General features: G+C 67.3%; 25 protein-coding genes and 1 tRNA gene. 15 read left to right on the forward strand and 11 right to left on the reverse strand.

Annotated features, from left to right (window positions below):
• Positions 1-64 precede the first annotated feature (64 nt).
• The 3 genes from AC3WLE_RS01395 (at position 65) to AC3WLE_RS01405 (ending at position 4,813) form a co-directional block, all read left to right on the forward strand.
• A complete protein-coding gene (locus AC3WLE_RS01395; protein ID WP_492317080.1) occupies positions 65-3,526 on the forward strand; it encodes an indolepyruvate ferredoxin oxidoreductase family protein in 3,462 nt (1,153 codons plus the stop codon).
• A gap of 45 nt (positions 3,527-3,571) precedes the next feature.
• Positions 3,572-4,495: a 3,5-dioxohexanoate:acetyl-CoA acetone transferase gene (gene kce, locus AC3WLE_RS01400; RefSeq protein ID WP_492317081.1), complete on the forward strand. Its 924-nt coding sequence runs from the start codon at positions 3,572-3,574 to the stop codon at positions 4,493-4,495.
• Between the two features lie 242 nt (positions 4,496-4,737).
• A tRNA-Met gene (locus AC3WLE_RS01405) sits at positions 4,738-4,813 on the forward strand.
• Positions 4,814-4,922: 109 nt separating this feature from the next.
• Here AC3WLE_RS01405 and AC3WLE_RS01410 read toward each other — a convergent pair.
• Positions 4,923-5,069, reverse strand: a complete 147-nt coding sequence (locus AC3WLE_RS01410; RefSeq protein WP_010809333.1) for a DUF3096 domain-containing protein — start codon at positions 5,067-5,069, stop codon at positions 4,923-4,925.
• 207 nt (positions 5,070-5,276) lie between these two features.
• On the reverse strand, positions 5,277-5,528 hold the full coding sequence (locus AC3WLE_RS01415; RefSeq protein ID WP_492317082.1) for a hypothetical protein: 252 nt from the start codon (positions 5,526-5,528) through the stop codon (positions 5,277-5,279).
• A gap of 551 nt (positions 5,529-6,079) precedes the next feature.
• Between AC3WLE_RS01415 and chrA the strand changes: the two genes are divergently transcribed.
• The gene (chrA, locus tag AC3WLE_RS01420; RefSeq protein ID WP_492352764.1) at positions 6,080-7,309 is read left to right on the forward strand and encodes a chromate efflux transporter; all 1,230 of its coding nucleotides are present in this window, start codon (positions 6,080-6,082) and stop codon (positions 7,307-7,309) included.
• A gap of 35 nt (positions 7,310-7,344) precedes the next feature.
• Here chrA and AC3WLE_RS01425 read toward each other — a convergent pair whose 3' ends face one another.
• The 6 genes from AC3WLE_RS01425 to AC3WLE_RS01450 form a co-directional block, all read right to left on the reverse strand.
• Complete coding sequence (locus tag AC3WLE_RS01425) at positions 7,345-8,724, reverse strand: YncE family protein (protein WP_492355789.1); 1,380 nt, start codon at positions 8,722-8,724, stop codon at positions 7,345-7,347.
• A 36-nt stretch (positions 8,725-8,760) separates the two neighbouring features.
• Positions 8,761-9,204, reverse strand: a complete 444-nt coding sequence (gene copM / locus AC3WLE_RS01430) for a CopM family metallochaperone (RefSeq protein WP_492317085.1) — start codon at positions 9,202-9,204, stop codon at positions 8,761-8,763.
• 157 nt (positions 9,205-9,361) lie between these two features.
• Positions 9,362-10,552 carry a class C beta-lactamase gene (gene ampC, locus AC3WLE_RS01435; protein ID WP_492357462.1) on the reverse strand — a complete coding sequence of 397 codons (1,191 nt, stop codon included), beginning with the start codon at positions 10,550-10,552 and terminating at the stop codon, positions 9,362-9,364.
• 179 nt (positions 10,553-10,731) lie between these two features.
• Positions 10,732-13,428, reverse strand: a complete 2,697-nt coding sequence (gene mdeB, locus AC3WLE_RS01440; protein ID WP_492352763.1) for an alpha-ketoglutarate dehydrogenase — start codon at positions 13,426-13,428, stop codon at positions 10,732-10,734.
• A 165-nt stretch (positions 13,429-13,593) separates the two neighbouring features.
• On the reverse strand, positions 13,594-14,073 hold the full coding sequence (locus AC3WLE_RS01445) for an Lrp/AsnC family transcriptional regulator (protein WP_010809356.1): 480 nt from the start codon (positions 14,071-14,073) through the stop codon (positions 13,594-13,596).
• Between the two features lie 168 nt (positions 14,074-14,241).
• A complete protein-coding gene (locus tag AC3WLE_RS01450; protein ID WP_492317088.1) occupies positions 14,242-15,174 on the reverse strand; it encodes a LysR family transcriptional regulator in 933 nt (310 codons plus the stop codon).
• A 166-nt stretch (positions 15,175-15,340) separates the two neighbouring features.
• Here AC3WLE_RS01450 and AC3WLE_RS01455 point away from each other — a divergent pair, with 166 nt between their 5' ends.
• From AC3WLE_RS01455 to AC3WLE_RS01480, 6 genes are all read left to right on the forward strand, one after another.
• Complete coding sequence (locus AC3WLE_RS01455) at positions 15,341-16,105, forward strand: SDR family oxidoreductase (RefSeq protein ID WP_492317089.1); 765 nt, start codon at positions 15,341-15,343, stop codon at positions 16,103-16,105.
• A 128-nt stretch (positions 16,106-16,233) separates the two neighbouring features.
• Positions 16,234-17,088, forward strand: a complete 855-nt coding sequence (gene phnC / locus AC3WLE_RS01460; RefSeq protein WP_492317090.1) for a phosphonate ABC transporter ATP-binding protein — start codon at positions 16,234-16,236, stop codon at positions 17,086-17,088.
• 55 nt (positions 17,089-17,143) lie between these two features.
• Positions 17,144-18,136 carry a phosphonate ABC transporter substrate-binding protein gene (gene phnD / locus AC3WLE_RS01465; RefSeq protein WP_492317091.1) on the forward strand — a complete coding sequence of 331 codons (993 nt, stop codon included), beginning with the start codon at positions 17,144-17,146 and terminating at the stop codon, positions 18,134-18,136.
• 80 nt (positions 18,137-18,216) lie between these two features.
• Positions 18,217-19,029, forward strand: a complete 813-nt coding sequence (gene phnE, locus AC3WLE_RS01470) for a phosphonate ABC transporter, permease protein PhnE (RefSeq protein WP_013952925.1) — start codon at positions 18,217-18,219, stop codon at positions 19,027-19,029.
• A 4-nt stretch (positions 19,030-19,033) separates the two neighbouring features.
• Positions 19,034-19,570: a phosphonate degradation HD-domain oxygenase gene (locus AC3WLE_RS01475; RefSeq protein WP_010809362.1), complete on the forward strand. Its 537-nt coding sequence runs from the start codon at positions 19,034-19,036 to the stop codon at positions 19,568-19,570.
• Positions 19,567-20,031, forward strand: a complete 465-nt coding sequence (locus tag AC3WLE_RS01480) for a GNAT family N-acetyltransferase (protein ID WP_492317092.1) — start codon at positions 19,567-19,569, stop codon at positions 20,029-20,031. Before AC3WLE_RS01475 ends, AC3WLE_RS01480 begins: the two co-directional genes overlap by 4 nt.
• 41 nt (positions 20,032-20,072) lie before the next feature.
• On the opposite strand, the gene phnN is transcribed toward AC3WLE_RS01480, so the two are convergent.
• The 3 genes from phnN to phnF form a co-directional block, all read right to left on the reverse strand.
• Positions 20,073-20,663: a phosphonate metabolism protein/1,5-bisphosphokinase (PRPP-forming) PhnN gene (gene phnN, locus AC3WLE_RS01485; RefSeq protein ID WP_492357461.1), complete on the reverse strand. Its 591-nt coding sequence runs from the start codon at positions 20,661-20,663 to the stop codon at positions 20,073-20,075.
• Complete coding sequence (locus AC3WLE_RS01490; protein ID WP_492317094.1) at positions 20,660-21,385, reverse strand: DUF1045 domain-containing protein; 726 nt, start codon at positions 21,383-21,385, stop codon at positions 20,660-20,662. The genes phnN and AC3WLE_RS01490 overlap by 4 nt, the downstream gene beginning before the upstream one ends.
• A 130-nt stretch (positions 21,386-21,515) precedes the next feature.
• Entirely contained in the window at positions 21,516-22,250 is a 735-nt protein-coding gene (gene phnF / locus AC3WLE_RS01495; RefSeq protein WP_492340436.1) for a phosphonate metabolism transcriptional regulator PhnF, read from the reverse strand.
• 179 nt (positions 22,251-22,429) lie between these two features.
• On the opposite strand from phnF, the gene phnG reads away from it, so the two are divergent.
• The 5 genes from phnG to phnK are packed head-to-tail and all read left to right on the forward strand — an operon-like array spanning position 22,430 to position 26,332.
• Positions 22,430-22,915, forward strand: coding sequence for a phosphonate C-P lyase system protein PhnG (gene phnG, locus AC3WLE_RS01500; RefSeq protein WP_492317096.1), 486 nt, complete (start codon positions 22,430-22,432; stop codon positions 22,913-22,915).
• 1 nt (position 22,916) lies between these two features.
• On the forward strand, positions 22,917-23,534 hold the full coding sequence (gene phnH / locus AC3WLE_RS01505) for a phosphonate C-P lyase system protein PhnH (RefSeq protein ID WP_492317097.1): 618 nt from the start codon (positions 22,917-22,919) through the stop codon (positions 23,532-23,534).
• A 1-nt stretch (position 23,535) separates the two neighbouring features.
• Entirely contained in the window at positions 23,536-24,660 is a 1,125-nt protein-coding gene (locus tag AC3WLE_RS01510) for a carbon-phosphorus lyase complex subunit (protein ID WP_492357460.1), read from the forward strand.
• A complete protein-coding gene (locus AC3WLE_RS01515; RefSeq protein WP_492317099.1) occupies positions 24,657-25,559 on the forward strand; it encodes an alpha-D-ribose 1-methylphosphonate 5-phosphate C-P-lyase PhnJ in 903 nt (300 codons plus the stop codon). Before AC3WLE_RS01510 ends, AC3WLE_RS01515 begins: the two co-directional genes overlap by 4 nt.
• The gene (gene phnK / locus AC3WLE_RS01520; protein ID WP_492352759.1) at positions 25,556-26,332 is read left to right on the forward strand and encodes a phosphonate C-P lyase system protein PhnK; all 777 of its coding nucleotides are present in this window, start codon (positions 25,556-25,558) and stop codon (positions 26,330-26,332) included. Before AC3WLE_RS01515 ends, phnK begins: the two co-directional genes overlap by 4 nt.
• Positions 26,333-26,334 lie beyond the last annotated feature (2 nt).

The raw sequence follows: 26,334 nt of genomic DNA on the forward strand, positions 1-26,334 counted from the left end.
ATTCGATGCAGGCTTGTCTTTCTCTGTACCACAGCGGTAACCGCGTCATCACGGGCGCTCAGGCATGAACGCACGCACGGAGCCATCGGCGTTGCAGTCGCCACGGCTGGACGACCGCTTCGAGCAGCTGGCCGGCAAGGTCTTTCTCACGGGGAACCAGGCCATCGTGCGTATCGCGCTGGACCAGCGCCGTATCGATGGTGCCCTGGGTAGGAATACCGGTGGCTTTATCTCCGGATACCGCGGCTCGCCGCTGGGCCGGCTCGATATGGAGCTGTGGCGGATCGCGCCGCTGCTGCAGGCGGCCAACATCCGTTTCCAGCCCGGCGTGAACGAGGACCTGGCCGCCACCGCGGTCTGGGGCACGCAGTATGTCGGCACCTTCCCAGGGGCAACCGTGGACGGCGTGTTCGGCATCTGGTACGGCAAGGGACCGGGTGTGGACCGCAGCGGCGACCCGTTCAAGCACGGCAACCTCGCCGGCACCAGCGCCGCCGGCGGCGTACTGGTGCTGGCGGGCGACGACCATAGCGCCAAGTCCTCCACCACCGCGCACCAGTCGGATTTTTCGCTGATCGCGGCAGGTATCCCGGTGCTGTATCCGGCCAACGTCCAGGACATCATCGACTTCGGCCTGCGCGGCATCGAGATGTCGCGCCACAGCGGCTGCTGGGTGGGGATGAAGCTGGTGACCGATGTGGTGGAGTCCGCCGCCGAGGTCGACGTGGGCCGGCAGGCACCGGTCGGCGACTTGCCCACCGCCAACGGGCCTTTGCATATCCGCGCCTTCGAGATGGCGCCGGCCGCGGAGGAGCGCCTGTACGCGCACAAGCTGCCGGCGGCCGTGCAGTTTGCCAGGGCGGCTGGGCTCAACCGCCTGACATGGGCCGCACCGGCAGCGACGGTGGGCATTGTCACCGCTGGCAAGTCGTATGCCGACACCATGCAGGCCTTGCAGCGGCTGGGGATCGATGCCGACGGCCCGCACGGCGCCGCGCTGCGCATCCTCAAGATCGGCATGGTGTGGCCGCTCGACGACGAGATCGTGCGCGCCTTTGCGCAAGGTCTCGATACCATCCTGGTGATCGAGGAGAAGCGGCCGCTGCTTGAGTCACAACTGAAGTCCATCCTGTTCGATGCGCGCCTCGCGCGGCCACCGGTGGTGCGTGGCAAGTTCGACGGCGCGACCGAATGGTCGGCGTCGCGCGGCACGCCGGTGCTGCCGATCTGCAACGAGTTGACGGTGCTCCAGGTCGCCGAAGCGATCCGCGAGCTGTTGGGCCTGCCGCCCGCGCCGGACGCGAATGCCCCGGTCCCGTGCGAGGCGGGGCAGGGCGCGCCGCTGCGCCGCCCCAGCTTTTGCGCGGGCTGTCCGCACAACACGTCGACCCGGCTGCCGGACGGCAGCCGGGCGCTGGCCGGCATCGGCTGCCATACGATTGCCATGCTGAACGACCCGGCCAAGACCCACACGGCTTCGCATATGGGTGGAGAGGGGGTGATGTGGATGGGGCAGGCGCCGTTCACGCGCGAACCCCACGTCTTTGCCAATATGGGCGACGGCACCTACTTCCATTCCGGCTACCTGGCTATCCGCCAGGCGCAGGCGGCCAATCTGCGCATGACCTACAAGCTGCTCTTCAACGGCTTTGTCTCCATGACTGGCGGCCAGCCCGTGGACGGCGACTTGAGCGTGGACAAGGCAGTGGCCCAGCTGCGGGCGGAAGGGATCGGCAAGATCGTGGTGGTCACCGATGACGTGACCACCTACGACGGGCCAAGGCGCGCGGCGCTGGGCGTGCCGGTGTACGACCGCGCGCAGCTGGAGACCGTACAGCGCGGGCTGCGCGAACATGCCGGGCTGTCGGTGCTGGTCTACGACCAGGCGTGTGCCACCGAGGCGCGGCGCCTGCGCAAGCGCGGCAAGCTGCCCGACCCGCAGGTCCGTACCTATATCGACCCGGAAGTCTGCGAGGGCTGCGGCGATTGCGGCGAACAGTCCGGATGCCTCGCGATCGAACCGCTGGAGACGCCGCTGGGCCGCAAGCGGCAGATCAACCAGTCTTCGTGCAACAAGGACCTGTCGTGCGTGCGCGGCTTCTGCCCCAGCTTTGTCACGCTCGATGGCGCCAGGCCGCGCCGGCCACAGGGCGGCAAGGACGGCGAGCTGACGATTCCCGCGCTGCCCGACGTTGAGATCCCGGGCGATTTCGCGCCGACGGCAATCCTGGTGGCGGGCATCGGCGGCACCGGTGTCGTCACCATTGGCGCCGTGCTGACCATGGCCGCGCACCTGGACGGCAAGGCCGGCAGCTCGCTCGACGTCACCGGGCTCTCGCAGAAGTATGGTGCGGTCGGCTCCCACATCCGCATTGCGCCGCGCGCGGAACTGCTGCACGCAGCGCGCATCGGCAATGCGGAGGCCGATGTCCTGCTGGGATGCGACCTGATCGTCGCCGCGGGCGCGGACGCGCTGTCCCGACTGCGGCCGGGACAGGCGCGCGCCTTCGTCAACACTGGGATCGTGCCCACCAGCGACTTCACCAGCCAGCCGGACTGGTCGGCGGATGAGGCAGGCCTGAGGCAGCGGTTGAGCGGGGCGCTGGGAGTGCGCGCCGAGTTCGTCGATGTGGCGGCGCTCGCACAGCAGCTCCTTGGCGACGCCATCCTCTCGAACATGCTGCTACTCGGCTATGCCTGGCAGAAGGGCGTGATCCCGGTGCGGCGCGCGGCGATGGAGAAAGCCATCGAACTCAACGGCGTGGCGACCGGCACCAACCACAAGGCATTCGCGCTGGGCCGATGGCTGGCGCACGACCACGCCGCAGTGCGGCGCCTGCTGGCGCCGGCGCAGGTGGTCCAGTTCCCGAAGAAGGCTGACGGTCCGCTGGGCGAACTGATCGACGACCGGGCCCGGCGCCTCGCCGACTACCAGAACGCGGCACTGGCCACACGCTACCGCACTCGGATCGAGGCACTGCGCCGGGTGCTGGCGGGCCGCAGCGATGCGCAGGCGCTGCTGCGGCAGGTGGCAACGCAGTACTACCGCGTGCTGGCGGTCAAGGACGAGTATGAAGTGGCGCGCCTGTATTCACGCCCGGCGTTCATGCAGTCCCTGCGCGACGGTTTCGACGGCGACTTCAAGGTCAGCTTCCATCTCGCGGGCGGTCCCTTCGGCAAGCTGGACAAGGTGACCGGGAAGATCGGCAAGACCGCCGTCGGAGCGTGGATCCGGCCCGCGTTCCGCCTGCTGGCCGGTGCGCGCTTCCTGCGCGGCAGCCGGCTCGATCCGTTCGCGCGGGGCGCCGAAGCACAGCTCAATCGCCGCGTGCTGGCGGCCTATGAGGCAGACCTTGACCTGCTCGGCCAAGCCGCGGCGCAGTGGCCGACCGAACGCTTGCTGGCCTTGCTTGGCTGGCCGGCCAGCGTGCGCGGCTACGGCCACGTGCGCGAACGGCAGGCGCAGGCGGGCTTTGCCAGACGGGACCGGGCACGCAAGGAGTGGGACGGCGATGCCAGCCGGTAGCGACAACGGCATCCGTGCGATGCCATCACCGAAAGCAGAAACACCATGAACAAAGTCATCATCACCTGCGCCATCACCGGTTCGATCCACACCCCGTCCATGTCACCCCACCTGCCGGTTACGCCCTATGACATCGCGGCGAGCGCGATCGACGCCGCGCGGGCCGGTGCCGCCATCGTCCACCTGCACGCGCGGAATCCCGCGGACGGGCGCCCGTCGCAGGACCCGGCGCTGTTCCGCCAGTTCGCGCCAGCCATCAAGGCGGCATCGGACGTGGTCATCAACCTGACAACCGGCGGTGCGCCGTCGATGAGCGTGCAGGAGCGGCTGCAGCCCGCACTGCAATTGCGCCCCGAAGTCGCCTCGCTCAATATGGGCTCGATGAACTTCGGACTGTACGAATTGCTGGACCGCTTCAAGGAATTCCGACACGACTGGGAACGGCCTCATCTTGCGCAAAGCTATGACGGCATCTTCAGGAACACCTTCAAGGATATCGCCTACATCCTTCAGTCCTGCAGCGAGAACCAGACGCGCTTCGAGACCGAATGCTACGACATCGGGCACCTGTACACGGCCGCCCATTTTCTCGATCGCGCGCTGCTGAAGCCGCCGCTGCTGATCCAGTCCGTATTCGGGCTGCGCGGCGGCATCGGCGCGCATGTGGAGGACTTGATGCATATGCGCCGCACGGCGGACCGGCTGTTCGGCAAGGACTACGTCTGGTCGGTGCTGGGCGCCGGCCGCAGCCAGATGCCGCTGGCGGCAATTTCCGCGGCGATGGGTGGCAACGTACGCGTCGGGCTGGAGGACTCGCTGTGGGACGGCCCCGGGAAACTGGCCGACAGCAATGCCGCGCAGGTCCTGCGCGTGCGCAGTGTGATTGAAGCGCTTTCGCTGGAGGTTGCCACGCCGGAGGAGGCGCGTACCTTGCTGAAGCTCAAGGGGCGGGAGAATGTTGGATTCTGAACGCAGAACGCCGGAGGGCAGGGGGCAGCGGTATCGGTCCTGCAACCTGGACCGCGGCCGTGGCAACGCGCCAGGACACGCCTTGGCAAAGGTAGATCTCCCTTGTAGCGAGATTCCAGCAAGAGCGAGCTTCCGGGAGCCAATGCCAAAAGCGGCCGGCCCGAGAAGGCTGCCCGGCATTCTGCACAGTTTTTTTGGGGGAAGGGGTATCCAAGTGCTGCCAACCCGCGTATATTTCGCCCCGCGGGGTGGAGCAGTTGGCAGCTCGTCGGGCTCATAACCCGAAGGTCGCAGGTTCAAGTCCTGCCCCCGCAACCACATTCGCCCAAGCCCCGCCGGATCCATCCGCGCGGGGCTTTTGCTTTAGTGCCCGCCTCTAGATGCACGCATAGCCTTCCGCCTTATGGCTGCCGTTCCCCGGCTTCGCTCAGCGCAGGTGCCCGCCAAACAGTCCGAGCAGGCCGATGACGATGAGGTAAATGGCGACGATATAGTTAAGCAGCCGCGGAATGACAAGAATAAGGATGCCGGCGATCAACGAGATTAGCGGGCCGGCGCTGGTAATGAAGTCCATGATGGGCCTGTGTGATTGGGGTTGATCTGGCCGCGGCGCTTCTTTCGCGCCAGTGCTCGAGGTATGAAGCATTGCGCGGCCCGATAGCGCCGCGCCGCTGGCGCTACTTGCCGACCTGATTGCCTGTGTCGAAAATGTTGTCCCCACAGGCGTAAGTAGTCGGTCCGCTGACGTACCGGGCGCAACGGCGATGCAGAGAGGCAAAGCTCAGCCGAACACACGCGATCTCAGGTCGTCCTCGAAATCGACAGTCCATTGCGCCCCCAAGTTTCCGTTGTATTGGCGGATTTCCCTCCCGAAGCCTACCGAGACGGTGCGCCTGCGTGCCGGCGCGGCGCCTGCAGCGTCTTCAACGGCTGTCACGGTAAATCCGTCGGGTGCGACCCCGTTACGCAGACAGGTCTCGCGGAAAGCTTCCTGTTCCAGCGGAGGGAACTGATCCAGCATCGTCTCCAGCATGGGTGTCTCCTGATTCTGTTGCTCAGCCTCTTGATATCCGCCTTGACGTCGCCGTACGCCGCTTGTGTACCCAGAGGATAGTTGTGACGGATTCTCAAGTCAGTCCGGTGCCGTACGCATCGGGAAGGCGCGTTTCAGCATTCTGGGTGAGAGTCTTGTACATAGGTTCACGCTTGGTGCCAAGGCCGTCACCATCTGTTGGTGAAGTTAACATAACACTTATTATGCGAAACTAATCTGTAGCGGCAAAGTTGTATCTATGGTCAGCCCGATTCAAATGTCCGAGTCGAAAATGTCCGAGTTGACCCAGGTAACCTGTACGGCCTTGAGCCCAGCCAGGGAACCGCCATTGGGAGGCGCGGGGTTTCAGGGCGCGAGTGACGTAGAAGGCGGTCACATCAGCAGGCAAGATGTGCGATCGACAGCACGCCACCCCTAAGGTAGTCTCCAGCCGTATTACGTCGCCACGGACAAGGGCCGTCAGGCGCTGGGGGCTTTGCGCCCACGGCTCGCGGAACCGGTCGACGAAGCCTTAACCGAGAAAATCGCCGATGCCCCCCAACCCCGCCCAGGACACAAACCGCGCCGCTGACGCAACCACACGTGGCACGGCTCCAGAGGTCCTTCGGGCGTTCCTGAAACTTGGCCTGACTTCGTTCGGCGGCCCGATCGCGCACCTCGGTTACTTCCGCGCCGAATTCGTGGAGCGCCGCCGCTGGCTCGATGACAAGAGCTACTCGGACCTGGTCGCGCTGTGTCAATTCCTGCCGGGGCCAGCCAGCAGCCAGGTTGGCATGGCGCTGGGGCTGCAGCGGGCGGGCTGGCTTGGCGCGCTGGCCGCCTGGGTGGGCTTTACCCTGCCCTCTGCGATTGCACTTGTCCTGTTTGCCTTTGGCGTTGCGCGCTGGTCCGGCGTTGCGGATTCCGGGGCAGTCCACGGCCTGAAGGTGGCGGCCGTGGCGGTTGTCGCACAGGCGGTATGGGGCATGGCCAGGTCGCTGTGTCCGGACCGGCTGCGCGCCGGCATCGCGGTCGTGGCCGCGCTTCTGGTTCTCGCGGTGCCAAGTGCGGTGGGCCAGGTTGCTGCCATTGTGCTGGGTGGCCTGGTTGCGCGCTGGACCTTGCAGTTGAACCATCTGCCTCCTGCCCAGCATCTCAACTACGGTGTGAGTCGCCGGGTCGGCGCTTTGCTGCTCGCGCTGTTCGGCGTGCTGCTGGTGCTGCTCCCGGCCCTTGCCGCAATGACTGGTTCGATGACGATGTCGGCGGTGTCGGTCTTCTACCAGGCCGGAGCGCTGGTTTTCGGGGGTGGCCATGTCGTACTGCCGCTGCTGCAGGCTGGCGTGGTGCCCCCTGGCTGGGTCGGCAATGATGCATTCCTGGCGGGCTATGGCGCAGCACAGGCAGTTCCGGGCCCCCTGTTCACCTTTGCCGCGTACCTCGGGGCGCTCTCGCCCGCGCCACTGGGTGGATGGGTGGGCGCGCTGGTACTGCTTCTCGCGATCTTTGCGCCGGCGTTTCTGCTGGTGGCCGGCACCTTGCCGTTCTGGGAAAGCCTGCGCCAGCGCGATGGGGTGCAGAGCGCGATGGGTGGCATCAATGCAGCCGTCGTTGGCGTACTGGCCGCCGCGCTGTACGACCCGGTATGGACCAGCGCGATTCACTCGAAGGCGGATTTCGGCCTGGCACTGGCGGCCTTCGGCCTGCTCGTCTACGGCCGTGTATCCCCCGTGCTGGTGGTGGCCGGCACGGCGCTGGGCGGATGGATGCTGGCGCTCTAGCCGGGCATCCGCTTACCCAGGTCGCCAGGCTCAGCTCACGGCGCGCTCACCAACACCGCCGTAGCCGGATCCGCCGCCGCGTCGCCCTCCATGACGATCAGCTTGGCTGGGGCGGCGCTCTTTGGCGAGAGCGTCGTCACGACTTCGCGCAGCGGGCCAATGGCGGTGCCGTTGGCCATGCCGGCCGCATTGGTGCGGAAGCTTGCCACGGGCGCGGCCTGTCCTGCGACATAGACGCTGTAGGTGGTTTGCGGCTTCAGCTTGAACAGGGATACTTCCAGCGCGTCGACAACACCGAGATTGCGCGCGACCACAAAGCCCTTGGCATCGCCACGGACCGGCTTAAGGGCGATGTTGACCGGATCGCTGTTCGCTCTCTGCACAAGGTTGGCGGTCCCGTCGCCGCCTGGCGCGGCGTTGGAGACATAGACCAGCGCCTGCGGGGCCTGGCCAACCGGCACGCGGGTCGTGACCTGGTTGGTTGCGGTGTCGATCACGTCGACGGCGTCGCCGTTTTCCAGGCCGACATAGATGCGTGAACCGTCATCGGCAGCCCAGATGCCGTGCGGCAGCGCGCCGACCGGAATGGTCGCGACCAGCCGCGGTTCGGCCTCGGTGGTGAATACCTTGACCACGTTTTCGCCGCCCACTGTCACATAGGCGAACGTGCCACGCGCGGTCCTGGCAAAGGCAAGGTGATTGGTGATGAAGCCGGAGTCGAAGACGCCCTTCACTTCCAGTTTTTCGGTGTCGATGCGGGTGACCTTGCCCACGTCCTTGTGCGTCATCCACACCTCGCGGAAGTCCGGCGTGAACTGCAGGAACGGTGAGAACGGGCTGGTGACACTGAGCCGCTTGACCACCTTGTGTGCCCTGACATCGATGACATCCACCACGGGGTTGAAGCTGGACACCACGAAGGCGAGCTTGCCGGCAGGATGGAACAGCACCATGCCCGGCCCTGCCGTGGTCTGGATGCGGCGGGTCTCGCGGAACGTCACCGGATCGATGACGGAGATATAGTCCTCGCCGCGCACGACTACCCACACCTCTTTTCCATCCGCGGTAAAGAAGCCCTCATGCGGCGAGCGCCCGATATAGGCAATGCCCTTGACCTTGTTGGTTGCCGTATCGATGAACGCGACGGAATTCGATCCGTTCGAGATCGCGATCAGGGTCCGATGGTCGGGCGAGAAGCCAAGGCCGTGGACATTGAGCTCGCCCTTGTAAAGCGGAGACAGCACGTCCGGCCGCGCGTTGCCAAGGCGGATCTGCCCAAGCAGGGTGTTGCTCGCCGGATTGATCACTGAAACGGTGTTGCTGTTCTGGTCGGCGGTGTAAACGCGATCCTGTGGCTGCGGCGCGGCGATTGCCAGAGGCGCGGCCATGGCAAGGATAAGGGCATGTCTTTTCATGGTTCGGTCCTGATTCGGGCGGTGCAGGTCCGCCGGTTAGCGAGGATTGGCGGCAGGCGCCCTGGCCTGGCTGCGCTGGAGCCAGGCTTGCATGAGGCGGATCTCGTTTTGCTGCTCGGTGATGATGGCCTGGGCAAGATTGCGCAGCTCCGGGTCCTTGCCATACAGCAGCAGCGCCTTGGCCATGTCGATCGCGCCCTGGTGGTGCGGGATCATCATGGTGACAAAGTCGTGGTCGGGGATGCCGTTCATGGCTGCCTGCGCCATGCCGTGATCCATCACGGCCATGGCGTCACCCATCAGGCCGGAGAATGGCTTTGCGGTGCTGGCGACAAAGGGCGGCGGTGCCTGCCCCGCGGTGGTTTGGTGATGGTGGTGGGCTTCCTGGGCTGGCGCGGCAAAGCTTGCAGCCCATAGGAACAGCGCCGGCATAATGCGTGCCGCAGTGCAGACGCCATTGCTTGGGGTTCTCCGTTGCATTGCAGGGTCTCCTTTCTTCCGGGCCTGGCGTTAGCCGGCGGCCGGGGGTTACCTGCGTATACACATGGGAGGCGTGGACTATTCCATGGAAAGCCGGATTTTTTGCGGACCAGCCGCTGGACAGGCCTGCGATGCGTGACGCAGCCCCACCCTCCCCTTACCGTGTATCCGCCCCTCCCGGCACACCATCCAGTACCGCCAGTATCCGAAACGCTGCCTTCACCCGCTCCGGCACCGGGAAATTCTTGTTCGCCAGCATCACGATGCCAATCCGCTTCGCCGGCACAAAGACCACGTAGGCGCCAAAGCCATTGGTGGAGCCGGTCTTGTTGACCAGCACATCGGCGGGCGATGACAACGGCGGCTCCAGCCGCTTCACCTGGTTCGCCTCGAACACGACCTGCGGTGAACTGCCGGCCAGCACGCTGTCGACCCGGGTAGGCCAGGCGTACATTTCCCAGCCCAGCCCCTGCACCCTGTCGCCGACCTTGAAGTATCCGGTGTGCGTCCCGGCAATAGCACGCCGCAGCTTGTCGTCCAGGCCGGCGCTGTCGATGTTGGCTTCGACAAAGCGGATCATGTCGGCCGCGGTGGTCTTCACGCCGTAGGCTTCGGCATCGAGCACGCCGGGCGTCACGCGCACCGGCTTGCCGTCTTTCGAATAGCCATAGGCGTAGTCGCCCATGCGCGCTTTCGGCACCCTGATGTAGGTGTGGGCCAGGCCGAGCGCCGGGAACAGCGTCTTCTCCATCAGGTCATCGAAGGGCTGGCCCATGCTGCTGGCAGCCAGGTAGCCGAACAAGCCGATGCTGGGATTCGAATACTGGCGATGGGTGCCGGCGGCATATCTGGGGCGCCAGCCCCGGAAATAATCGACCATCGTCCTGGTATCGGTGACCGCATCCGGAAACTGCAGCGGCAGGCCGCCGGCGGCATAGGTGCCAAGATCGAGCAGGCTGGTCGCGCCCAGGCTGCTTCCCGCAAGCGCCGGCAGGTATTTACCGGCAGGGTCGGCCAGGGACAGGGTGCCGCGGGCCTGGCCGTAGGATGCGAGCGTCGCGGTGAAGGTCTTGCTGACCGAGCCGATCTCGAAGAGCGTGTCGCCGTCGACCTTGCGCCCGCCTTCCTTCGCCGCGACGCCGTAGTTGAAAACATAGCGCTTGCCGCCGGCCGTGACGGCAACGGCCATGCCGGGGACGCCGTGCGCCGCCATCAGGGGGCGGATGGCATCGTTGACAGCGCGTTCTATCTGGCGCTGGCCGACACTGTCGGCGGCACTGGCATTGGCTGCGAAGAGGCTGCAGGCCATGACGATGGTGGCGATGCGGGCAACAGGAATCCGTTTCATATCCGGCGCTTGGCGATCATGCTGGGGGGCGGCGCCGGACCATGGCGGTGCGCGCCCGTGGTGGCATGGGCGCGCAACTGGAGCGGCTGCAGAAGGGCAAAGCTTAACAGCTGCAGCCGGAGCATGTGGAGTCCCGCACCGAATCGCCCCGCCGGGCCTGCAGGGCGAAGCGGGCGATATCAGAGCGCGGACGGCGCAGGCTTTTCCGTGTCGATGCCGTAGCGCGTGATCGCCTCGGCCACCACCGAGGCCGGCACCGCGCCCTGCACCGCGAGCGCGCGCAGCGCCGCCACGCAGACATAGGCGCGATCGACCTCGAAGAAGCGGCGCAGCGACGGCCGGTTGTCACTGCGGCCATAGCCGTCGGTGCCCAGGACCGTGAAGGGAGCCGGCACATAGGGCGCAATCAGTTGCGGGTAGGCGCGCACGTAGTCGGTGGCCGCCACCACCGGGGCGTCGCCGGCCAGCAGCGCTTCCACATGGCTGGGGGCGATGCTGTCCTGCGGATGATGCAGGCGCTGGCGCACGGTCTCGCGCGCCTCGCGCTCCAGCTCGGAGAAGCTGGTGACGCTGAACACCTCGCTGTCGACCTGCCAGTCCTCGGCCAGCATCCGCGCCGCGGCTTCCACCTCGCGCAGGATGGTGCCGCTGCCGAGCAGCCGCACCCTGGCGCGCCCGCCGCCTTCCACCTGCGCAAGCCGGTACATGCCGCGCACGATGTCGCGCTCCACGCCCGCCGGCATCGACGGCTGGGCGTAGTTCTCGTTCATCACGGTCAGGTAATAGAACACGTCCTCCTGGCGCTCCATCATCGCGCGCATGCCCGCGTCGACGATCACCGCCAGTTCATAGGCATAGGCCGGGTCATAGGCGCGGCAGTTGGGGATGGTGGCGGCAATGATGTGGCTGGTGCCGTCCTGGTGCTGCAGCCCTTCGCCCGACAGCGTGGTGCGGCCGGCCGTCGCGCCCACCAGGAAGCCGCGCGCACGCTGGTCGCCGGCGGCCCAGATCAGGTCGCCGATGCGCTGGAAGCCGAACATCGAGTAGTAGATATAGAGCGGCAGCATGGCCGTGCCATGGTTGCTGTAGGCGGTGCCCGCGGCAATCCACGACGACATCGCACCGGCCTCGGTGATGCCCTCTTCCAGGATCTGGCCGCGGATGTCCTCGCGGTAATACAGCATCGAGCCGGCGTCCTCGGGCTCGTACAGCTGGCCCTGCGATGAATAGATCCCGACCTGGCGGAACAGGCTGGCCATGCCGAAGGTGCGCGCCTCGTCGGCGACGATGGGCACCACGCGCGGGCCGAGCGTCTTGTCCTTGAGCAGGCCGGTCAGCATGCGCACCATCGCCATGGTGGTCGACATTTCCTTCTGGCCGGCCGCCACCGCGAACTGGCCGTATTGCGCCAGCGGTGGCACCGCCACGGCGTCGGCCTGGCGCTGGCGCGCCGGCAGGTAGCCGCCCAGCGCCTGGCGGCGTTCGCGCAGGTAGCGCAGTTCAGCGCTGTCCTCGGCCGGGCGGTAGAAGCGCATCGATTCCAGGTCCTCGTCGGACAGCTCCAGGCCGAAGCGGCTGCGGAATGCCTTCAGCGCCTCGATGTCGAGCTTCTTCTGCTGGTGCGTGGTGTTCTGCGCCTGGCCGGCATTGCCCATGCCATAGCCCTTGATGGTCTTGGCCAGGATCACCGTGGGCTGGCCCTTGTGCGCGCGTGCCGCGGCAAAGGCCGCATGGAGCTTGCGCAGGTCGTGCCCGCCGCGGTTCAGCGCCGCCACCTCATCCGGCGTCATATGCGCGACCAGCGCCTTCAGCGCTTCGTTCTGGCCGAAGAAATGCTCGCGCCCGTAGTGGCCGTCCTTGGCCTTGTAGGTCTGGAACTGGCCGTCCATGGTCGAGGCGAAGGCGCGCAGCAACGCGCCGGAGTGATCGCGCGCGAAGATCGGGTCCCAGGCGCTGCCCCACAGCACCTTGATCACGTTCCAGCCCGCGCCGCGGAACAGCGCTTCCAGCTCCTGCACGATCTGGCCGTTGCCGCGCACCGGACCGTCCAGGCGCTGCAGGTTGCAGTTGATGACAAAGGTCAGGTTGTCGAGCTTCTCGCGCGCTGCCAGCGGCAGTGCGGCGATCGATTCGGGCTCGTCCATCTCGCCGTCGCCGAACACGCCCCACACGTGCCGGCCCGAAGTGGCCTGCAGCCCCCGGTGCTCCAGGTATCGCATGAAGCGCGCCTGGTAGACCGACTGGATCGGGCCCAGCCCCATCGAGCCGGTCGGGAATTGCCAGAAGTCCGGCATCAGCCAGGGGTGCGGGTACGAGCACAGGCCCTGCCCGCCCGCCTCGCGGCGGAAGTTGTCGAGCTGGGCTTCGGACAGGCGCCCTTCCAGGAAGGCGCGCGCGTACACGCCCGGGGCCGAGTGCGGCTGGAAGTAGACCAGGTCGCCGCCGTTGCCGGCATCGGCGCCCTGGAAGAAGTGGTTGAAGCCGACCTCGAACAGGTCCGCCGCCGAGGCATAGCTGGAGATATGCCCGCCCAGCTCACCGTAGGCCTGGTTGGCGCGCACCACCATGGCAAGGGCATTCCAGCGCACGATGCCGGTGATGCGCTCTTCCATCGCCAGATCCCCCGGATAAGGCGGCTGGCGCTCGACCGGGATGGTGTTCAGGTAAGGCGTGTTGCTCTGCGCCGTGGTCGACACACCCAGCGCGGGGGCGGCATCGAGCAGCCGGCCGAGCAGGAAGCGCGCGCGCTCCTGCCCGCATTGCGCCACCACTGCCTCCAGCGCGTCCAGCCATTCGCGCGTCTCCTGCGGATCGTCGTCACCGCCGGGCGTGGCCTGGGCGAGCAGGCGGGCGTGTGGGGAGGCAAGGTCGGTCATGGGGAAGTCTCCAATGGGTTTTGTCCCATTCTATGGAGTGCCCTCCCGCATGAGGTGCTGAAGTTGACTGCCTATCCGGCAGGTGGCAGCACAATCCACTGCCGCTCACCATAAAAACCACTCGAAAATGCCGAGGCTGCGGCATATCCCACGCCGAACGCCAGGCTAGCGAGGATTGCGCAGCGGCAAGGCTGTGTCGTACATCACTTGCTTGAGTGCGAAGCTGCTGCGGATGTTGGCGACGCCGGGGATGCGCGTGATCTCGTCGACGATCAGCCGCTCCACGGCCTGGACGTCGGCCACCACGGCGCGGATCAGGTAGTCGGCGTCGCCCGTCATCAAGTAGCACTCCATCACGTTGGGCAGCGCGCGCACGGCGCGTTCGAAGGCATCCAGCCCCTCGCGCGCCTGCCGCTCCAGCGACACGTGGATAAAGACGTTGACGTTGAGGCCAAGCTTCTGCGGATCGAGCAGCGTCACGCGCTGCCGGATGATCCCGCGCTGCTCCAGCGCGCGCACGCGCGCCAGGCAGGGCGACGGCGAGAGGTTGACGCGCGCGGCCAGCTCGACGTTGGTCAGGCTGGCGTCGCGCTGCAACGCCTCGAGGATCCGGATATTGATTTCATCCAGTTCGGGTTCCTGCATGGGGTTCCTGTATGGCCGGCTCGATGTGAAGTGCATGGCGCCCTGCCTCCTTGCGGAAACGGGGCGCCGGGCACAGCACTAGAATACAGGCCGCGCGGCGCGGGCGGCAATCCTCCAGGCTTGCAGGGCTGCCACATGGCGATCGTGGAATCCGGCCAGCAGCCGGCATCAGGTTCCCGCGCCCTCCCCGCGTGCCTGCGCCCATGCGTCCCAGTACGGCGGACTGCCGATGGCCGTGCGCACGCACTCCGCAAACGCGCGCAGCCGCGCCGACACCCGCCGGCCTTCCGGGTGGGCGATATAGATGGATTCCGGCTCGGCCCGCAGGCCGACCTCGATCACGGCCAGCGCCCCCTGCCGGATGGCATCACCGGCAATAAAGGTCGGCAACAACGCGATACCGACCCCCGCGATGGCGGCATCGCGCATCATGTCGCCGTTGTTGACGCGCAGCGCAACGGCGGCACGGGCGATTTCGGTGCCGTCGGGGCCGTGCAGGCGCCAGTCAGCCGCGCCGCGGTTGGCGTAGAAGATGCCACGGTGCTGCTGCAGCTCCGCCAGCGTTGCCGGCGTGCCCATCTGCGCCAGGTAATCCGGGGATGCGACCAGGAGGCGGTGGCTGGGGGCAAGCTCCCATGCCACCAGGCGCGAGCTCTCCAGCGGGCCGTGCCGCACCACGGCGTCATAGCTGTCGGTGGCCGCGTCCACGCGGCGGTCGTCCAGGTCCAGGCTCAGCTCCAGTTCCGGATGCCGGGCCAGGAACGGATAGATGGCAGGCCCCAGGTGCATCCGGCCAAATGTGACCGGCGCGGAAATCCGCAACGACCCCGCCAGGGTGCCGCGCCGCTCGGCAACATCGGTTGCCGCCGCCTCCACTTCATGCAGGATGCGCGTGGCCCGCTCCAGAAAGGCGGCGCCGTCCTCGGTCAGCGACAGCCGCCGCGTGGTCCGGCGCAGCAGGTTGGCACCCATCGCCTTTTCAAGCTCGGCCAGGCGTTCGCTGACAACGGACTTGGACAAGTTGAGCCGCCTCGCGGCCTCGCTGATGGAGCCTGCCTCCACCACGGCGACAAAGCTGGCGACACCCTCTAGCTTGAACATTGTTCGGCATATCCGGAAAGTTGTTCCGCGGTCTTCAGTCTAGTGCGAACCGCGCGCGGTGCCGATACTGGTTTCACGAGGCAGCGGGACGGTTCCTGCTGCCCTACCCGCAAAACCGGCGCCGGGGACCAGCAAGTTGCCCCGCGCGCCAGACCGGAGATCGATCATGGGACGTTTGTCAGGAAAAGTTGCCATCATTACCGGCGCCAGTGCCGGCATTGGCCGCGCCACGGCCTTGCTGTTTGCCGCCGAGGGCGCCAGGGTGGTAGTCGGTGCGCGCCGCCAGTCCGAACTGGACAGCCTGGTGGCGCAGATCCGTGACGCCGGCGGCGACGCGGTGGCGCTCGCCGGCGATGTGCGGCGCGAGGACTACGCCAGCGCGCTGGTGGCGCTGGCGGTCGAGCGCTATGGCCGCCTGGATATCGCCTTCAACAACGCCGGCACGCTCGGCGAGGGCGGGCCCAGCACCGGGGTTTCGGCGGAGGGCTGGAACGACACCCTTGCCATCAATCTCACCGGCGCATTCCTCGGCGCCAAGCACCAGCTTGCACAGATGCTGAAGGACGGCGGCGGTTCGGTGATCTTCACATCGACCTTCGTTGGCTACACCGTCGCCTTTCCCGGCGTGGCCGCGTATGCGGCAAGCAAGTCCGGCCTGATCGGCCTGACGCAGGCGCTTGCGGCCGAGTATGGGCCGCAGGGCATCCGCGTCAATGCGATCCTGCCGGGCGCCGTGGACACGGACATGTATCGCACCATGAACGACACCGCGGAATCACAGGCGTTCATCACCAACCTGCATGCGCTCAAGCGCGTGGCCACGCCGGAAGAACTGGCGCGCTCGGTGCTGTACCTGGCATCGGACGATTCGGCTTTCGTCACCGGCACGGCGTCGCTGGTGGATGGCGGCGTCTCGATCACGCGCACCTGACCCACCGGCGCCGGCGGCCAGCATGGCCGCCGGCGCTGCCACCCGGTTTCAGCCACCTTCCGCTCAAGTCATCGTTCTGTCATCCGCCCCGGCCAGAATGCGCAGGTCATTCACGTCAGGGAGTCGACATGACGCACGCAATTGAAGTCCGCGGGCTTTCCAAATCGTTCCGCGCGGACCGCAAGGCGCTTGACGATGTCACGCTGCACATCGCGCCAGGCGAGATGGTCGCCCTGCTGGGTGCATCGGGATCGGGCAAGTCCACGCTGTTGCGCCACGTGGCCGGATTCATCACGGGCGATGCCGGCGCCGGCGAAATCCTCGTCAACGGCCGCCATGTGCAGCGCAACGGCCGCCTGGCCCGCAACGTGCGCAAGGTGCGTGGCGAGATCGGGTTTGTGTTCCAGCAGTTCAACCTGGTGGGCCGTCTTCCGGTCATCACCAACGTGCTGGTCGGCATGCTGGCCCGCGTGCCCAGGTGGCGCAGCCTGCTGCGCATCTTCAAGGCCGATGAAGTCCAGGGCGGGCTCGATGCGCTTGCGCAAGTTGGTATAGACGACTATGCGTTTCAACGGGCCTCGACGCTGTCGGGCGGCCAGCAGCAGCGCGCCGCCATCGCCCGCACGCTGGTGCAGAACGCCAGCGTGATCCTGGCCGACGAGCCGATCGCCTCGCTCGACCCGGAATCGTCGCGCCGGGTGATGTCGCTGCTCAGGCAGATCAACCGCACGCGCAAGGTCGCGGTGCTGGTGTCGCTGCACCAGGTGGACGTGGCGATGCGCTACTGCCCCCGCGTGGTGGCGCTGCGCCACGGCAAGGTGGTCTATGACGGCCCCTCAGCCGCGCTCACGCCCGGCATGCTGCGCGATCTCTACGGCACCGAAGCCGACGAGCTGCTGCTCGATTCCGTGCCCGACGAAGACGTATCCACTGCGGCCATGCCGGCACCGGCGATGGTCACGATGAACCTGGCGGCCGCCTGAACGGCCGCCTGTCCAGACCGCTTTATCCCAAAACCGCTTCCCACCGGAGTTGTCCATGCTTCGCAGAACCTTTCTCGCCGTCGTGGCTTCGGGCGTGGTCGCCCTGCCCGCCTTCGCGCAGGATGCCAAGAGCCTGAACATCGGCTTTATCTCGACCGAATCGTCGTCGAACCTGAAGTCCGCCTGGCAGCCGCTGATCGACGATCTCAGCAAGACGCTGGGGGTACCCGTCAAGCCCTTCTTTGCGTCCGACTACGCCGGCATCATCGAGGGCATGCGCTTCAACAAGGTGCAGATCGCCTGGTTCGGCAACAAGTCGGCCATGGAGGCCGTGGACCGTGCCAACGGCGAGGTCTTTGCCTCGGTGATCGACAAGGACGGCAACCCGGGCTACTGGTCGGTGCTGATCGTCAACAAGGACAGCGACCTGAAGAGCGTCGAAGACGTGATCAAGCGCGGCAAGGACCTCAGCTACGGCGCCGGCGACCCCAACTCCACCTCGGGCACGGCCGTGCCGGGCTTCTACCTGTGGACCGCCAACAAGGTCGAGCCCAAGACGCTGTTCAAGGCCGTGCGCATCGGCAACCACGAGACCAACCTGCTGTCGGTGCTGAACAAGCAGGTCGATGTGGCGGTGAACAACACCGAGAACATGGAGCGCTATCGCATCAACACCGGCAAGAACGCCTATGACCAGGTGCGGGTGCTGTGGAAGTCGCCGCTGATCCCGGCCGATCCGATGGTCTATCGCAAGGACCTGCCGCCGGAGGTGAAGAAGAAGATCCAGGCCTTCTTCGTCAACTACGGCAAGGGCGCAGACGCCGCGCGTGAAAAGCAGGTGCTGGCCACCCTGACCTACCAGGGCTTCCGCAGCGCCAGCGATGCGCAGCTGGTGCCGATCCGCCAGATCGAACTGGCCCGCGAGAAGGCGAAGATCGAATCGGACACCACCCTGGCCGCTGCCGACAAGGAAAAGCGGCTGGCCGAGGTGACCCGCCGCCTGGCCGAGCTGGACAAGGCCGCCGGCAACGCCACCAGCACGCAATAAGCCCACCCCGACGAGGCCGGCGGCCCCCCGCCGCCGGCCCCGCATCGCTTTCGTTCCCCCGCTTGATTCCGGATTGCCCCATGACTGTCACCGCCAGGCCCGGCCTGCCTCCCACGCCCCGAAGCAACGTGCGCCCGCCGCGCACTTCCCTTGCCGTGATGCTGACCTGGGCAGTCCTGCTGGCCATGCTCGCCCTGTCCTGGCAGGGGGCCGACATGCGCCCGCTGGACCTGCTGCGCGACTCGGACAATATGGCGAAATTTGCCGCCGATTTCTTCCCGCCCGACTTCCGCGACTGGCGGCACTACCTGGACGAGATGCTCGTCACCGTGCAGATCGCGCTGTGGGGCACCGCCCTGGCCGTGGTGATGGCGGTGCCGCTGGGCCTGCTGTGCTCGGCCAATATCGTCCCGGCGTGGGCCTACCAGCCCGCACGCCGCATCATGGACGCTTGCCGCGCCATCAATGAGATGGTGTTCGCCATGCTGTTCATCGTGGCGGTCGGCCTGGGCCCGTTTGCCGGCGTGCTGGCGATCTGGATCCACACCACCGGCGTGCTGGCCAAGCTGTTCGCCGAAGCCGTCGAGGCCATCGACCCGCGCCCGGTGGAAGGCGTGCGCGCCACCGGCGCCGGCCCGATCGAGGAGATCGTCTACGGCGTGATCCCGCAGGTGCTGCCGCTGTGGCTGTCGTTCGCGCTGTACCGCTTCGAGTCCAACGTGCGCTCGGCCTCGGTGGTGGGCATCGTCGGCGCCGGCGGCATCGGCACCGTGCTGTGGGAGATCATCCGCAGCTTCCAGTACGGGCAGACCTGTGCCGTGATGATCATCATCATCCTGTTCGTCTCGGCCATCGACATCATCTCCGCGCAAATCCGCAAGGTACTGGTCTGACATCATGCTGAACCTGTCCCGCATCGAAACGCTGTTTGCCGACCATGGCAACGCCTGGTACGGCGGCGAAGCCATCAGCCAGACCGCGCACGCGCTGCAATGCGCGCAACTGGCCGAGCAGGCCGGCGAGCCCGAGCCGCTGATCGTCGCGGCCCTGCTCCACGACGTTGGCCACCTGCTGCTGGCCGAAAGCACCACCACCGACATGCGCCACCAGGAGGCCGCAGCCGATGCGCTGGCAGAACTGTTCGGTGACGAAGTGACAGAACCCGTGCGGCTGCACGTAGCGGCCAAGCGCTATCTGTGCGCGGCCGATCCGGCGTACTTCGCCACCTTGTCACCGGCTTCAGCGCAAAGCCTGGCGCTGCAAGGCGGACCGTTCGGCGCCGCACAGGCCGAAGCGTTCACCGCCAGCCGCCACGCCGCTGCCGCGGTGCGGCTGCGCCGCTACGACGACCTGGCCAAGGTGGTCGGCCTGGCCACGCCGCGGCTGGCGCACTACCTGGACATGGCCGCGCGTTGCGCGCGGACTGGCGCATGAACACCATCGCTGAAGCCGTGCTTACCCTGCGTGAAGTGCGCGGTTCCGACGCGGAACTGAGGCACCTGTCCGCGCTGCTGGCCGCGATGGACGATGAAGCGCCGCTGCCGCTGGCCACCATGCGCGAGCGCTACGCGACCATGCGCCGCTATCCGGACTACCGCTGCTACATGATGGTGGACGAGGACGAGGTGCCGCTGGGCACCTTCAGCCTGCTGGTATTTCCCGTGATGGTTCACGACGGGCGTCCCGAGGCGATTGTCGAGGCCGTGGTGGTGACGCCGTCCGCGCGCGGCATGGGCGTCGGCAAGGCGATGATGCGCGAAGCGATGCGCCTGGCCCGCGAGGCCGGGGCGGCCAAGCTGGCGCTGTCGTCCAACGCGCGGCGCCTGCAGGCCCACCAGTTCTATCGCCGGCTCGGGTTCACCGAGCACGGCATCAGTTTCAGCATTGAACTCTGATGGCAAGGCCGTGCCGGAGGCCTCGCTTCGGCACGGGTTTATCAGCTCAACGTTGCGCTATCGGAGGTAGCCCCAACCAGCCGCGTGAACGCTTCCGCCGCGGTTTCCAGGGCGCCGCTATTGTCGAACTCGACCAGGCGGCACCCTGCCGGCACGGTGAAGGCCTGCGTCGCGCGCGCCAGGCGCCGGGCAATCGCTTCTTCCGACTCGCGGCCACGCTGGCGCAGCCGCGTGGCCAGCACCTCCGGCCGCACGCGCACATGCACGGCGCACAGCTTCGGGTAGCGCGCCACGGCTTGCGGCAGGTACTCGCGCGAGCCATTGACGATCACCGTCAGGCCCCTGGCCAGCCACTGCTCGATCTCGATGCCGATGCCGTAATGCAGCCCGTGGCTGTGCCAGTCCAGCGCCAGGCAGCCGAGCGCCTGGCGGCGCCGGAATTCATCCGTGGTCAGCGCAACGGAGGCCTCGTTGGCATCGGCCTCGCGGGTGATATAGCGATGCGCGATGACGATGCGGTGGTCCGGCCCGAGGCGCTCGCGCAGCGCGCGCAGCAGCGAGTCCTTGCCGCTGCCGGACGGCCCCATCAGGTAGAACAGGCCGTGTCCGTCGGCCGCGCCATGTGCGTTCATGCGTCCAGGTACGCCGCGCCGGCGCCGTCGGTGGTGCTGCCGTTGAAACCGTAGTGGCGGGCAACGATAAAGTCGTCGCCCGGCGCCGGCTGCACGAATACGCTGATCCCGTCCACATGAAGCGGCGCCTGCAGCAGCTTGCCGCTCGCGGCCCCCAGGCGCTCGAGGGCGGCGCGCTGGCTGGCAGCGTCAAGCATGCCGGTCAGCGTGATATGGAAGACGAAGGTGCCGAACACATACGGGTAGCCCCATTTGTCGAGCATGCGGCGCTCTTCATCGGTCAACTGGTCCGGTTTGCGCCGGCCGAGTTCTTCGGCCGTGGGCGGCGCGCGGAAGCGCTCGAATGCCAGTACGCACGCATCGGCCAGCGCCTGCATCGGTGGCGATCCGCCATCGGCCAGGCACCACGCCACAAAACCCCGCAGCGCACGCAGCGCCAGCGGTGCGTCGAATGCCTCGCGGCTACGCGCGAAGTCCCGTGCGGCGGCGTCGAGCATCGGCCCGTTGCTGCCCTGCACAAGCCGGAACGGCGGCTTCAGCGTGGCATGCAGGCCGTAGTGCGCCGGGGCCTGGACCCATTCGGCGGGCGGCGCCGTCATGCCCGCCGGCGCGGACAGCGCGGCGCCGGTATCGGCGTCGCGGCCGAGCCACTGGCTGCCAAACGTGCGGAATGGATCTGAGGGCGCCAGGTAGATGGCGTAACGGTGCGCTGGCAAGGTCATGCGGCAAGGTTACCAGCGGCGCCTGACGCCCGGCGGCGGCGACTGTGCTGGTTTTGTGGTCTGGACCGCAGACACCTTAGCGCAGGCAGATGACAGCCGGATGTCTAGACCAATGCCGCGGCGCCCCGCCTCAGTCACCGTCGGAAACCGTCAGCTGCACCCAGTCCCCGGCAAACCGCACCACGCTGTACTGCACCGGCGCCCCGTCGATATCGACGTTCAGCGCCTCAACCTGCAGCACCGGGCGCGTCTTCGGCTGGTTCAGTAGGCGCGCCACCGGGGCGCTGGGCATGGCCGCCGTGATGCGCGACCACTTGCGCGTGTAGTCGGCAATGCCGAAATGCGCGAGCGCGCGCGACACCGATTGCCTGGTGCGCAGCACCTCGTCGATGCCCGGGAAGCGCTTGAGGTCGAAGTAGTGCTCGGCAACGTCGATGGTGCGCTCTTCGGCCTTGCCGATCATCTGCACGTGCAGGATCTCGGCCGTGCGCGCAAGGCCCAGTTGCTTTGCCACTTCCGGCGCGCGCACCACCTGGCTGTCGATGATCTCGGTATGCCCGCGCATGCCCTGCGCGGCCAGGTTTTGCGAGAAGCGCGTGCGGCGCCCGATCGCGTAGTCGATCGCATGCTCCTGCACGAAAGTGCCGCGGCCCTGCTCGATCCGCACCAGGCCGCTCAGCTCCAGCTCGCCCATGGCGCGGCGGATGGTGTGGCGGTTGACCGCGAAGCGCGTGGCCAGTTCAGGCTCAGGGGGCAGCTGCTCGCCGGGCAGGTACAGCTTCTTGCGGATGTCGTCCGCCAGCGCCTCGCCAATCTGGCGCCATACCGCCACGCCGGAACCCCGTTCCACTTCTCGATCAGACATCTCGCGCTGCCCTCTTGTCATCAAGCGTTCACCATTGCCATGCGATTGTGCCTCAACCGCACCGCCATGGCGGGGTGCCCGAGCAATGCCCCGCCCCCGTCATGAAACGTTCATCTGCCTGTGGTCTAGTAGCTGCGTGTTCAAGCAGTGACATCTAAACGTATAGACGTATAGGGGTGATGATGCAAAGCGAAACCGCGCAGGCCCATGCCGCCCGCGCCGCCTGGCTCCGGATCCTGGCGACGGCGCCCACCGACGCGCTCGACGGCGCTTACCAGCGGCTTGGCCAGGCGCAAGCGCTGCCGGCCTACCGGCTGCTGCGCAAGCCGGAGTCCGGCATGGCCATGGTCCGGGCCCGCGCAGGCGGTACCGGTGCCCAGTTCAACCTGGGGGAAATCACGGTCACGCGCTGCGCGGTCGTGCTCGAAGACGGCGCTGCCGGGGCCGCTGCAGGCGTGGCCTATATCCAGGGCCGCAGCGCCCGCCACGCCGAACAGGCCGCGGTGCTGGACGCGCTGCTGCAGCGCCCGGCCTGGCACCAGCGCGTGCAGGAGCTCGTGCTGGCGCCGCTGGCAAGCACGCAGGCGCAGCGCGCCGCACACGCAGCGGCCACCGCCGCCCAGACCCGCGTCGAATTCTTCACCATGGTCCGGGGAGAGGACTGAGATGACTGCCATGCAACCGATCCTGTCCACCCCGGCCGCCTCGCTGCTGCCGGGTTTCAACAACCCGGTCGACGACGCCCAGCTGGTCTTCCGCGCCGCGCTGCAGGCGTTTGCCCATCCGGGCCGGCTGCAGACGCTGCCCGTGGCCAGCGGCCTGCCCGACGGCCTGTCGCCCGCGCTGGCCGCGCTGCTGCTGACGCTGGCCGATCCCGATACCCCGGTCTGGCTGCCTGCCGGCGTGCCGGCCGCGGCGCGCGCGTTCCTGCGCTTCCATTGCGGCTGCCCGCTGACCGACGATCTCCGCGCCGCCGCCTTTGTCTGCGTGCCCGCCGGCTATGCCGTGCCGGCACTGGCGGATTGCGCGCAAGGCGACCCGGCCTTCCCCGACCGCTCGGCCACGCTGCTGGTGGAGGTGGCCTCGCTTGCCGCTGGCGACACCCTCACGCTGCGCGGCCCCGGCATCGAAACCACGCAGGTGCTGCGCGTGGCCGGGCTGCCCGCGGACTTCCGCGCCGGCTGGCGCGCCAACAACGCCGGCTTCCCGCTCGGCGTGGACCTGCTGCTGGCCAGCGGCGACCGATTCTGCGCCCTGACGCGCACCACGCTGGTGGAGGACTGACATGTATGTAGCCGTCAAAGGTGGCGAGCGCGCCATCCTCAATTCCTACCGGATGCTCGATGCCTATCGCCGCGGCGATACCGCGGTGCCGGAACTCACGCTGGCGCAGATCCGCGAACAGATGCCGCTGGCGGTGTCGCGCGTGATGGCCGAGGGCTCGCTGTACGATCCGCACCTGGCCGCGCTGGCCCTGAAACAGGCCACCGGCGACCAGATCGAGGCGATCTTCCTGCTGCGCGCCTATCGCACAACACTGGCGCGCTTTGGCTATACCCAGCCGGTGGATACGGGTTCGATGCGCCTGCAGCGCCGGATCTCGTCCACGTTCAAGGACGTGCCGGGCGGCCAGGTGCTGGGGCCGACCTACGACTACACCCAGCGCCTGCTGGATTTCACGCTCGAAGCCGGCCGCGACCCCGAGCCGCTGCCGCCCTCGCCCGAACCGCTCGCCGCGAGCATGCCGCGCGTGACCGGCCTGCTGGAAGCGGATGAACTGGTCGAAGCCGACCAGATCCCCGCGGGCGACCCCGCGCCGCCCGACCTGACGCGCGAGCCGCTGACCTTCCCCGCCAGCCGCGCCGCGCGCCTGCAGAACCTGGCGCGCGCCGATGAAGGCTTCCTGCTGTCGATGGGCTATTCCACCCAGCGCGGCTACGGCAACTCGCACCCGTTCGCGGCCGAAATCCGCTATGGCGCGGCCGAGGTCGAACTGTTCGTGGAAGAGCTTGGCTTCGCCGTCACCATCGGCGAGATCGAGCTGACCGAATGCCAGATGGTGAGCCAGTTCGCCGGCAATGCCGACGAAGCCCCGCGTTTCACGCGCGGCTACGGGCTGGTGTTCGGCTACAACGAGCGCAAGGCCATGTCGATGGCGCTGGCCGACCGCGCCATGCGCGCCGAAGAACTGGGCGAGGCCGCCGACGCCCCGGCCAACGATATCGAATTCATGCTGTATCACAGCGACAACGTCGAGGCCTCCGGCTTCGTGCAGCACCTGAAGCTGCCCCACTACGTGGACTTCCAGGCCAACCTGGAACTGCTGCGCCGGCTGCGCGCGGAACAGGATGGCGCCGTGACCGCTACCGTGCAGGCGCAACCGCAGCCGCAAGAGGAGACGCTGGCATGACCACCCCCGACACCACCATGGCCACGGGCATTGCCCGCGACGACCACTACAACTTCGGCTACCTGGACGAGTCGACCAAGCGCATGCTGCGCCGCGCGCTGCTCAAGGCCGTGGCGATTCCCGGCTACCAGGTGCCCTTCGGCAGCCGCGAAATGCCGCTGCCCTACGGCTGGGGCACGGGCGGCATCCAGGTGACGGCCGCCATCATCGGCAAGGATGACGTGCTCAAGGTGATCGACCAGGGCTCGGACGACACCACCAACGCCATCAATATCCGCCGCTTCTTCGGCCGCGTCACCGGCGTGCAGACCACCGAGCGCACCGCCGAGGCCAGCATCATCCAGACCCGTCACCGGATTCCGGAAACGCCGTTGCGCGCGGGCCAGACCCTGGTGTTCCAGGTGCCCATCCCCGAGCCGCTGCGCTGGCTGGAGCCGAGCGAGGGCGAGACCCGCACCATGCATGCACTGGCCGAGTACGGCGCAATGCACGTCAAGCTGTATGAGGACATCGCCCATCACGGCCATATCGCCACCACCTACGACTACCCCGTGATCGTCAACCAGCGCTACATGATGCGGCCGTCGCCGATCCCCAAGTTCGACAATCCCAAGCTCGACCGCAGCCCCGCGCTGATGCTGTTCGGCGCCGGGCGCGAGAAGCGCGTCTATGCCGTGCCGCCGTACACCGCGGTCAAGAGCCTGGACTTCGCCGACCATCCCTTCACGGTGGAAAAGTGGTCCAGCTGCTGCGCCCAGTGCGGCGCCACCGACAGCTACCTGGACGAGATCATCACCGACGACGCCGGCACGCGCCTGTTCGTGTGCTCCGACACCGAATACTGCGCCGACCGCCAGGCGGCCCAGGCCGTCAAGGCCGCTGCCGGAGGTGCCCGATGAGCGCCACCCCGCTGCTGTCGGTGCGCGGCCTGACGCGCACCTGGGACGGCCTGCACGGCTGCCATGACGTCAGCTTCGACCTGTACCCGGGCGAGGTGCTGTGCGTGGTGGGCGAATCGGGCTCCGGCAAGAGCACGCTGCTGCAGGCCTTGTCGATGCAGGCGCCGGCACAGCGCGGCAGCGTCAGCTACGACATGCGCGAGTCCGGCCTGACCGACCTGGCCACGCTGTCCAGCGCGCGCTTGCGGCTGCTGGCCCGCACCGACTGGGGCTTCGTACGCCAGCATGCGCGCGACGGCCTGCGCATGCAGGTCAGCGCCGGCGCCAATATCGCCGAGCGCCTGATGGCCGTGGGCGAGCGCCACTACGGCAACCTGCGCGAAGTCGCCGCCACCTGGCTCGAGAAGATGGAGATCGACCTGGCCCGGCTGGACGACGTGCCCGGCACCTTCTCCGGCGGCATGCAGCAGCGTTTGCAGATCGCGCGCAACCTGGTCACGCACCCGCGCCTGGTGTTCATGGACGAGCCCACCGCATCGCTTGACGTGTCGGTGCAGGCCCGCCTGCTAGACCTGCTGCGCCGCCTGGTGGCGGACCTTGGCCTCGCCGCCGTGCTGGTCACGCACGACCTGGCCGTGGCGCGCCTGCTGGCGCACCGCACACTGGTCATGCAAGGCGGCCGCGTGGTGGAGCAAGGCCTGACCGACCAGATCCTCGATGACCCGCAGCACCCGTATACGCAGTTGCTGGTCTCTTCCATCCTGCAGGGCTGACG

This window comes from Cupriavidus sp. FW306-1B-F12B (assembly GCF_058781795.1).

Excerpts from the sequence above, each read along its gene's own strand:
- AC3WLE_RS01480 (WP_492317092.1), top strand. The coding sequence starts at position 19,567 with ATGAACACCATCGCTGAAGCCGTGCTTACCCTGCGTGAAGTGCGCGGT.
- AC3WLE_RS01490 (WP_492317094.1), bottom strand. The coding sequence starts at position 21,385 with ATGACCTTGCCAGCGCACCGTTACGCCATCTACCTGGCGCCCTCAGAT.
- AC3WLE_RS01425 (WP_492355789.1), bottom strand. The coding sequence starts at position 8,724 with ATGAAAAGACATGCCCTTATCCTTGCCATGGCCGCGCCTCTGGCAATC.
- chrA (WP_492352764.1), top strand. The coding sequence starts at position 6,080 with ATGCCCCCCAACCCCGCCCAGGACACAAACCGCGCCGCTGACGCAACC.
- AC3WLE_RS01455 (WP_492317089.1), top strand. The coding sequence starts at position 15,341 with ATGGGACGTTTGTCAGGAAAAGTTGCCATCATTACCGGCGCCAGTGCC.
- phnE (WP_013952925.1), top strand. The coding sequence starts at position 18,217 with ATGACTGTCACCGCCAGGCCCGGCCTGCCTCCCACGCCCCGAAGCAAC.
- AC3WLE_RS01450 (WP_492317088.1), bottom strand. The coding sequence starts at position 15,174 with ATGTTCAAGCTAGAGGGTGTCGCCAGCTTTGTCGCCGTGGTGGAGGCA.
- mdeB (WP_492352763.1), bottom strand. The coding sequence starts at position 13,428 with ATGACCGACCTTGCCTCCCCACACGCCCGCCTGCTCGCCCAGGCCACG.
- AC3WLE_RS01510 (WP_492357460.1), top strand. The coding sequence starts at position 23,536 with ATGTATGTAGCCGTCAAAGGTGGCGAGCGCGCCATCCTCAATTCCTAC.
- kce (WP_492317081.1), top strand. The coding sequence starts at position 3,572 with ATGAACAAAGTCATCATCACCTGCGCCATCACCGGTTCGATCCACACC.
- copM (WP_492317085.1), bottom strand. The coding sequence starts at position 9,204 with ATGCAACGGAGAACCCCAAGCAATGGCGTCTGCACTGCGGCACGCATT.
- phnC (WP_492317090.1), top strand. The coding sequence starts at position 16,234 with ATGACGCACGCAATTGAAGTCCGCGGGCTTTCCAAATCGTTCCGCGCG.
- phnF (WP_492340436.1), bottom strand. The coding sequence starts at position 22,250 with ATGTCTGATCGAGAAGTGGAACGGGGTTCCGGCGTGGCGGTATGGCGC.
- ampC (WP_492357462.1), bottom strand. The coding sequence starts at position 10,552 with ATGAAACGGATTCCTGTTGCCCGCATCGCCACCATCGTCATGGCCTGC.
- AC3WLE_RS01445 (WP_010809356.1), bottom strand. The coding sequence starts at position 14,073 with ATGCAGGAACCCGAACTGGATGAAATCAATATCCGGATCCTCGAGGCG.
- AC3WLE_RS01475 (WP_010809362.1), top strand. The coding sequence starts at position 19,034 with ATGCTGAACCTGTCCCGCATCGAAACGCTGTTTGCCGACCATGGCAAC.
- phnD (WP_492317091.1), top strand. The coding sequence starts at position 17,144 with ATGCTTCGCAGAACCTTTCTCGCCGTCGTGGCTTCGGGCGTGGTCGCC.
- AC3WLE_RS01410 (WP_010809333.1), bottom strand. The coding sequence starts at position 5,069 with ATGGACTTCATTACCAGCGCCGGCCCGCTAATCTCGTTGATCGCCGGC.
- AC3WLE_RS01415 (WP_492317082.1), bottom strand. The coding sequence starts at position 5,528 with ATGCTGGAGACGATGCTGGATCAGTTCCCTCCGCTGGAACAGGAAGCT.
- AC3WLE_RS01395 (WP_492317080.1), top strand. The coding sequence starts at position 65 with ATGAACGCACGCACGGAGCCATCGGCGTTGCAGTCGCCACGGCTGGAC.
- AC3WLE_RS01515 (WP_492317099.1), top strand. The coding sequence starts at position 24,657 with ATGACCACCCCCGACACCACCATGGCCACGGGCATTGCCCGCGACGAC.
- phnG (WP_492317096.1), top strand. The coding sequence starts at position 22,430 with ATGATGCAAAGCGAAACCGCGCAGGCCCATGCCGCCCGCGCCGCCTGG.
- phnH (WP_492317097.1), top strand. The coding sequence starts at position 22,917 with ATGACTGCCATGCAACCGATCCTGTCCACCCCGGCCGCCTCGCTGCTG.
- phnK (WP_492352759.1), top strand. The coding sequence starts at position 25,556 with ATGAGCGCCACCCCGCTGCTGTCGGTGCGCGGCCTGACGCGCACCTGG.
- phnN (WP_492357461.1), bottom strand. The coding sequence starts at position 20,663 with ATGAACGCACATGGCGCGGCCGACGGACACGGCCTGTTCTACCTGATG.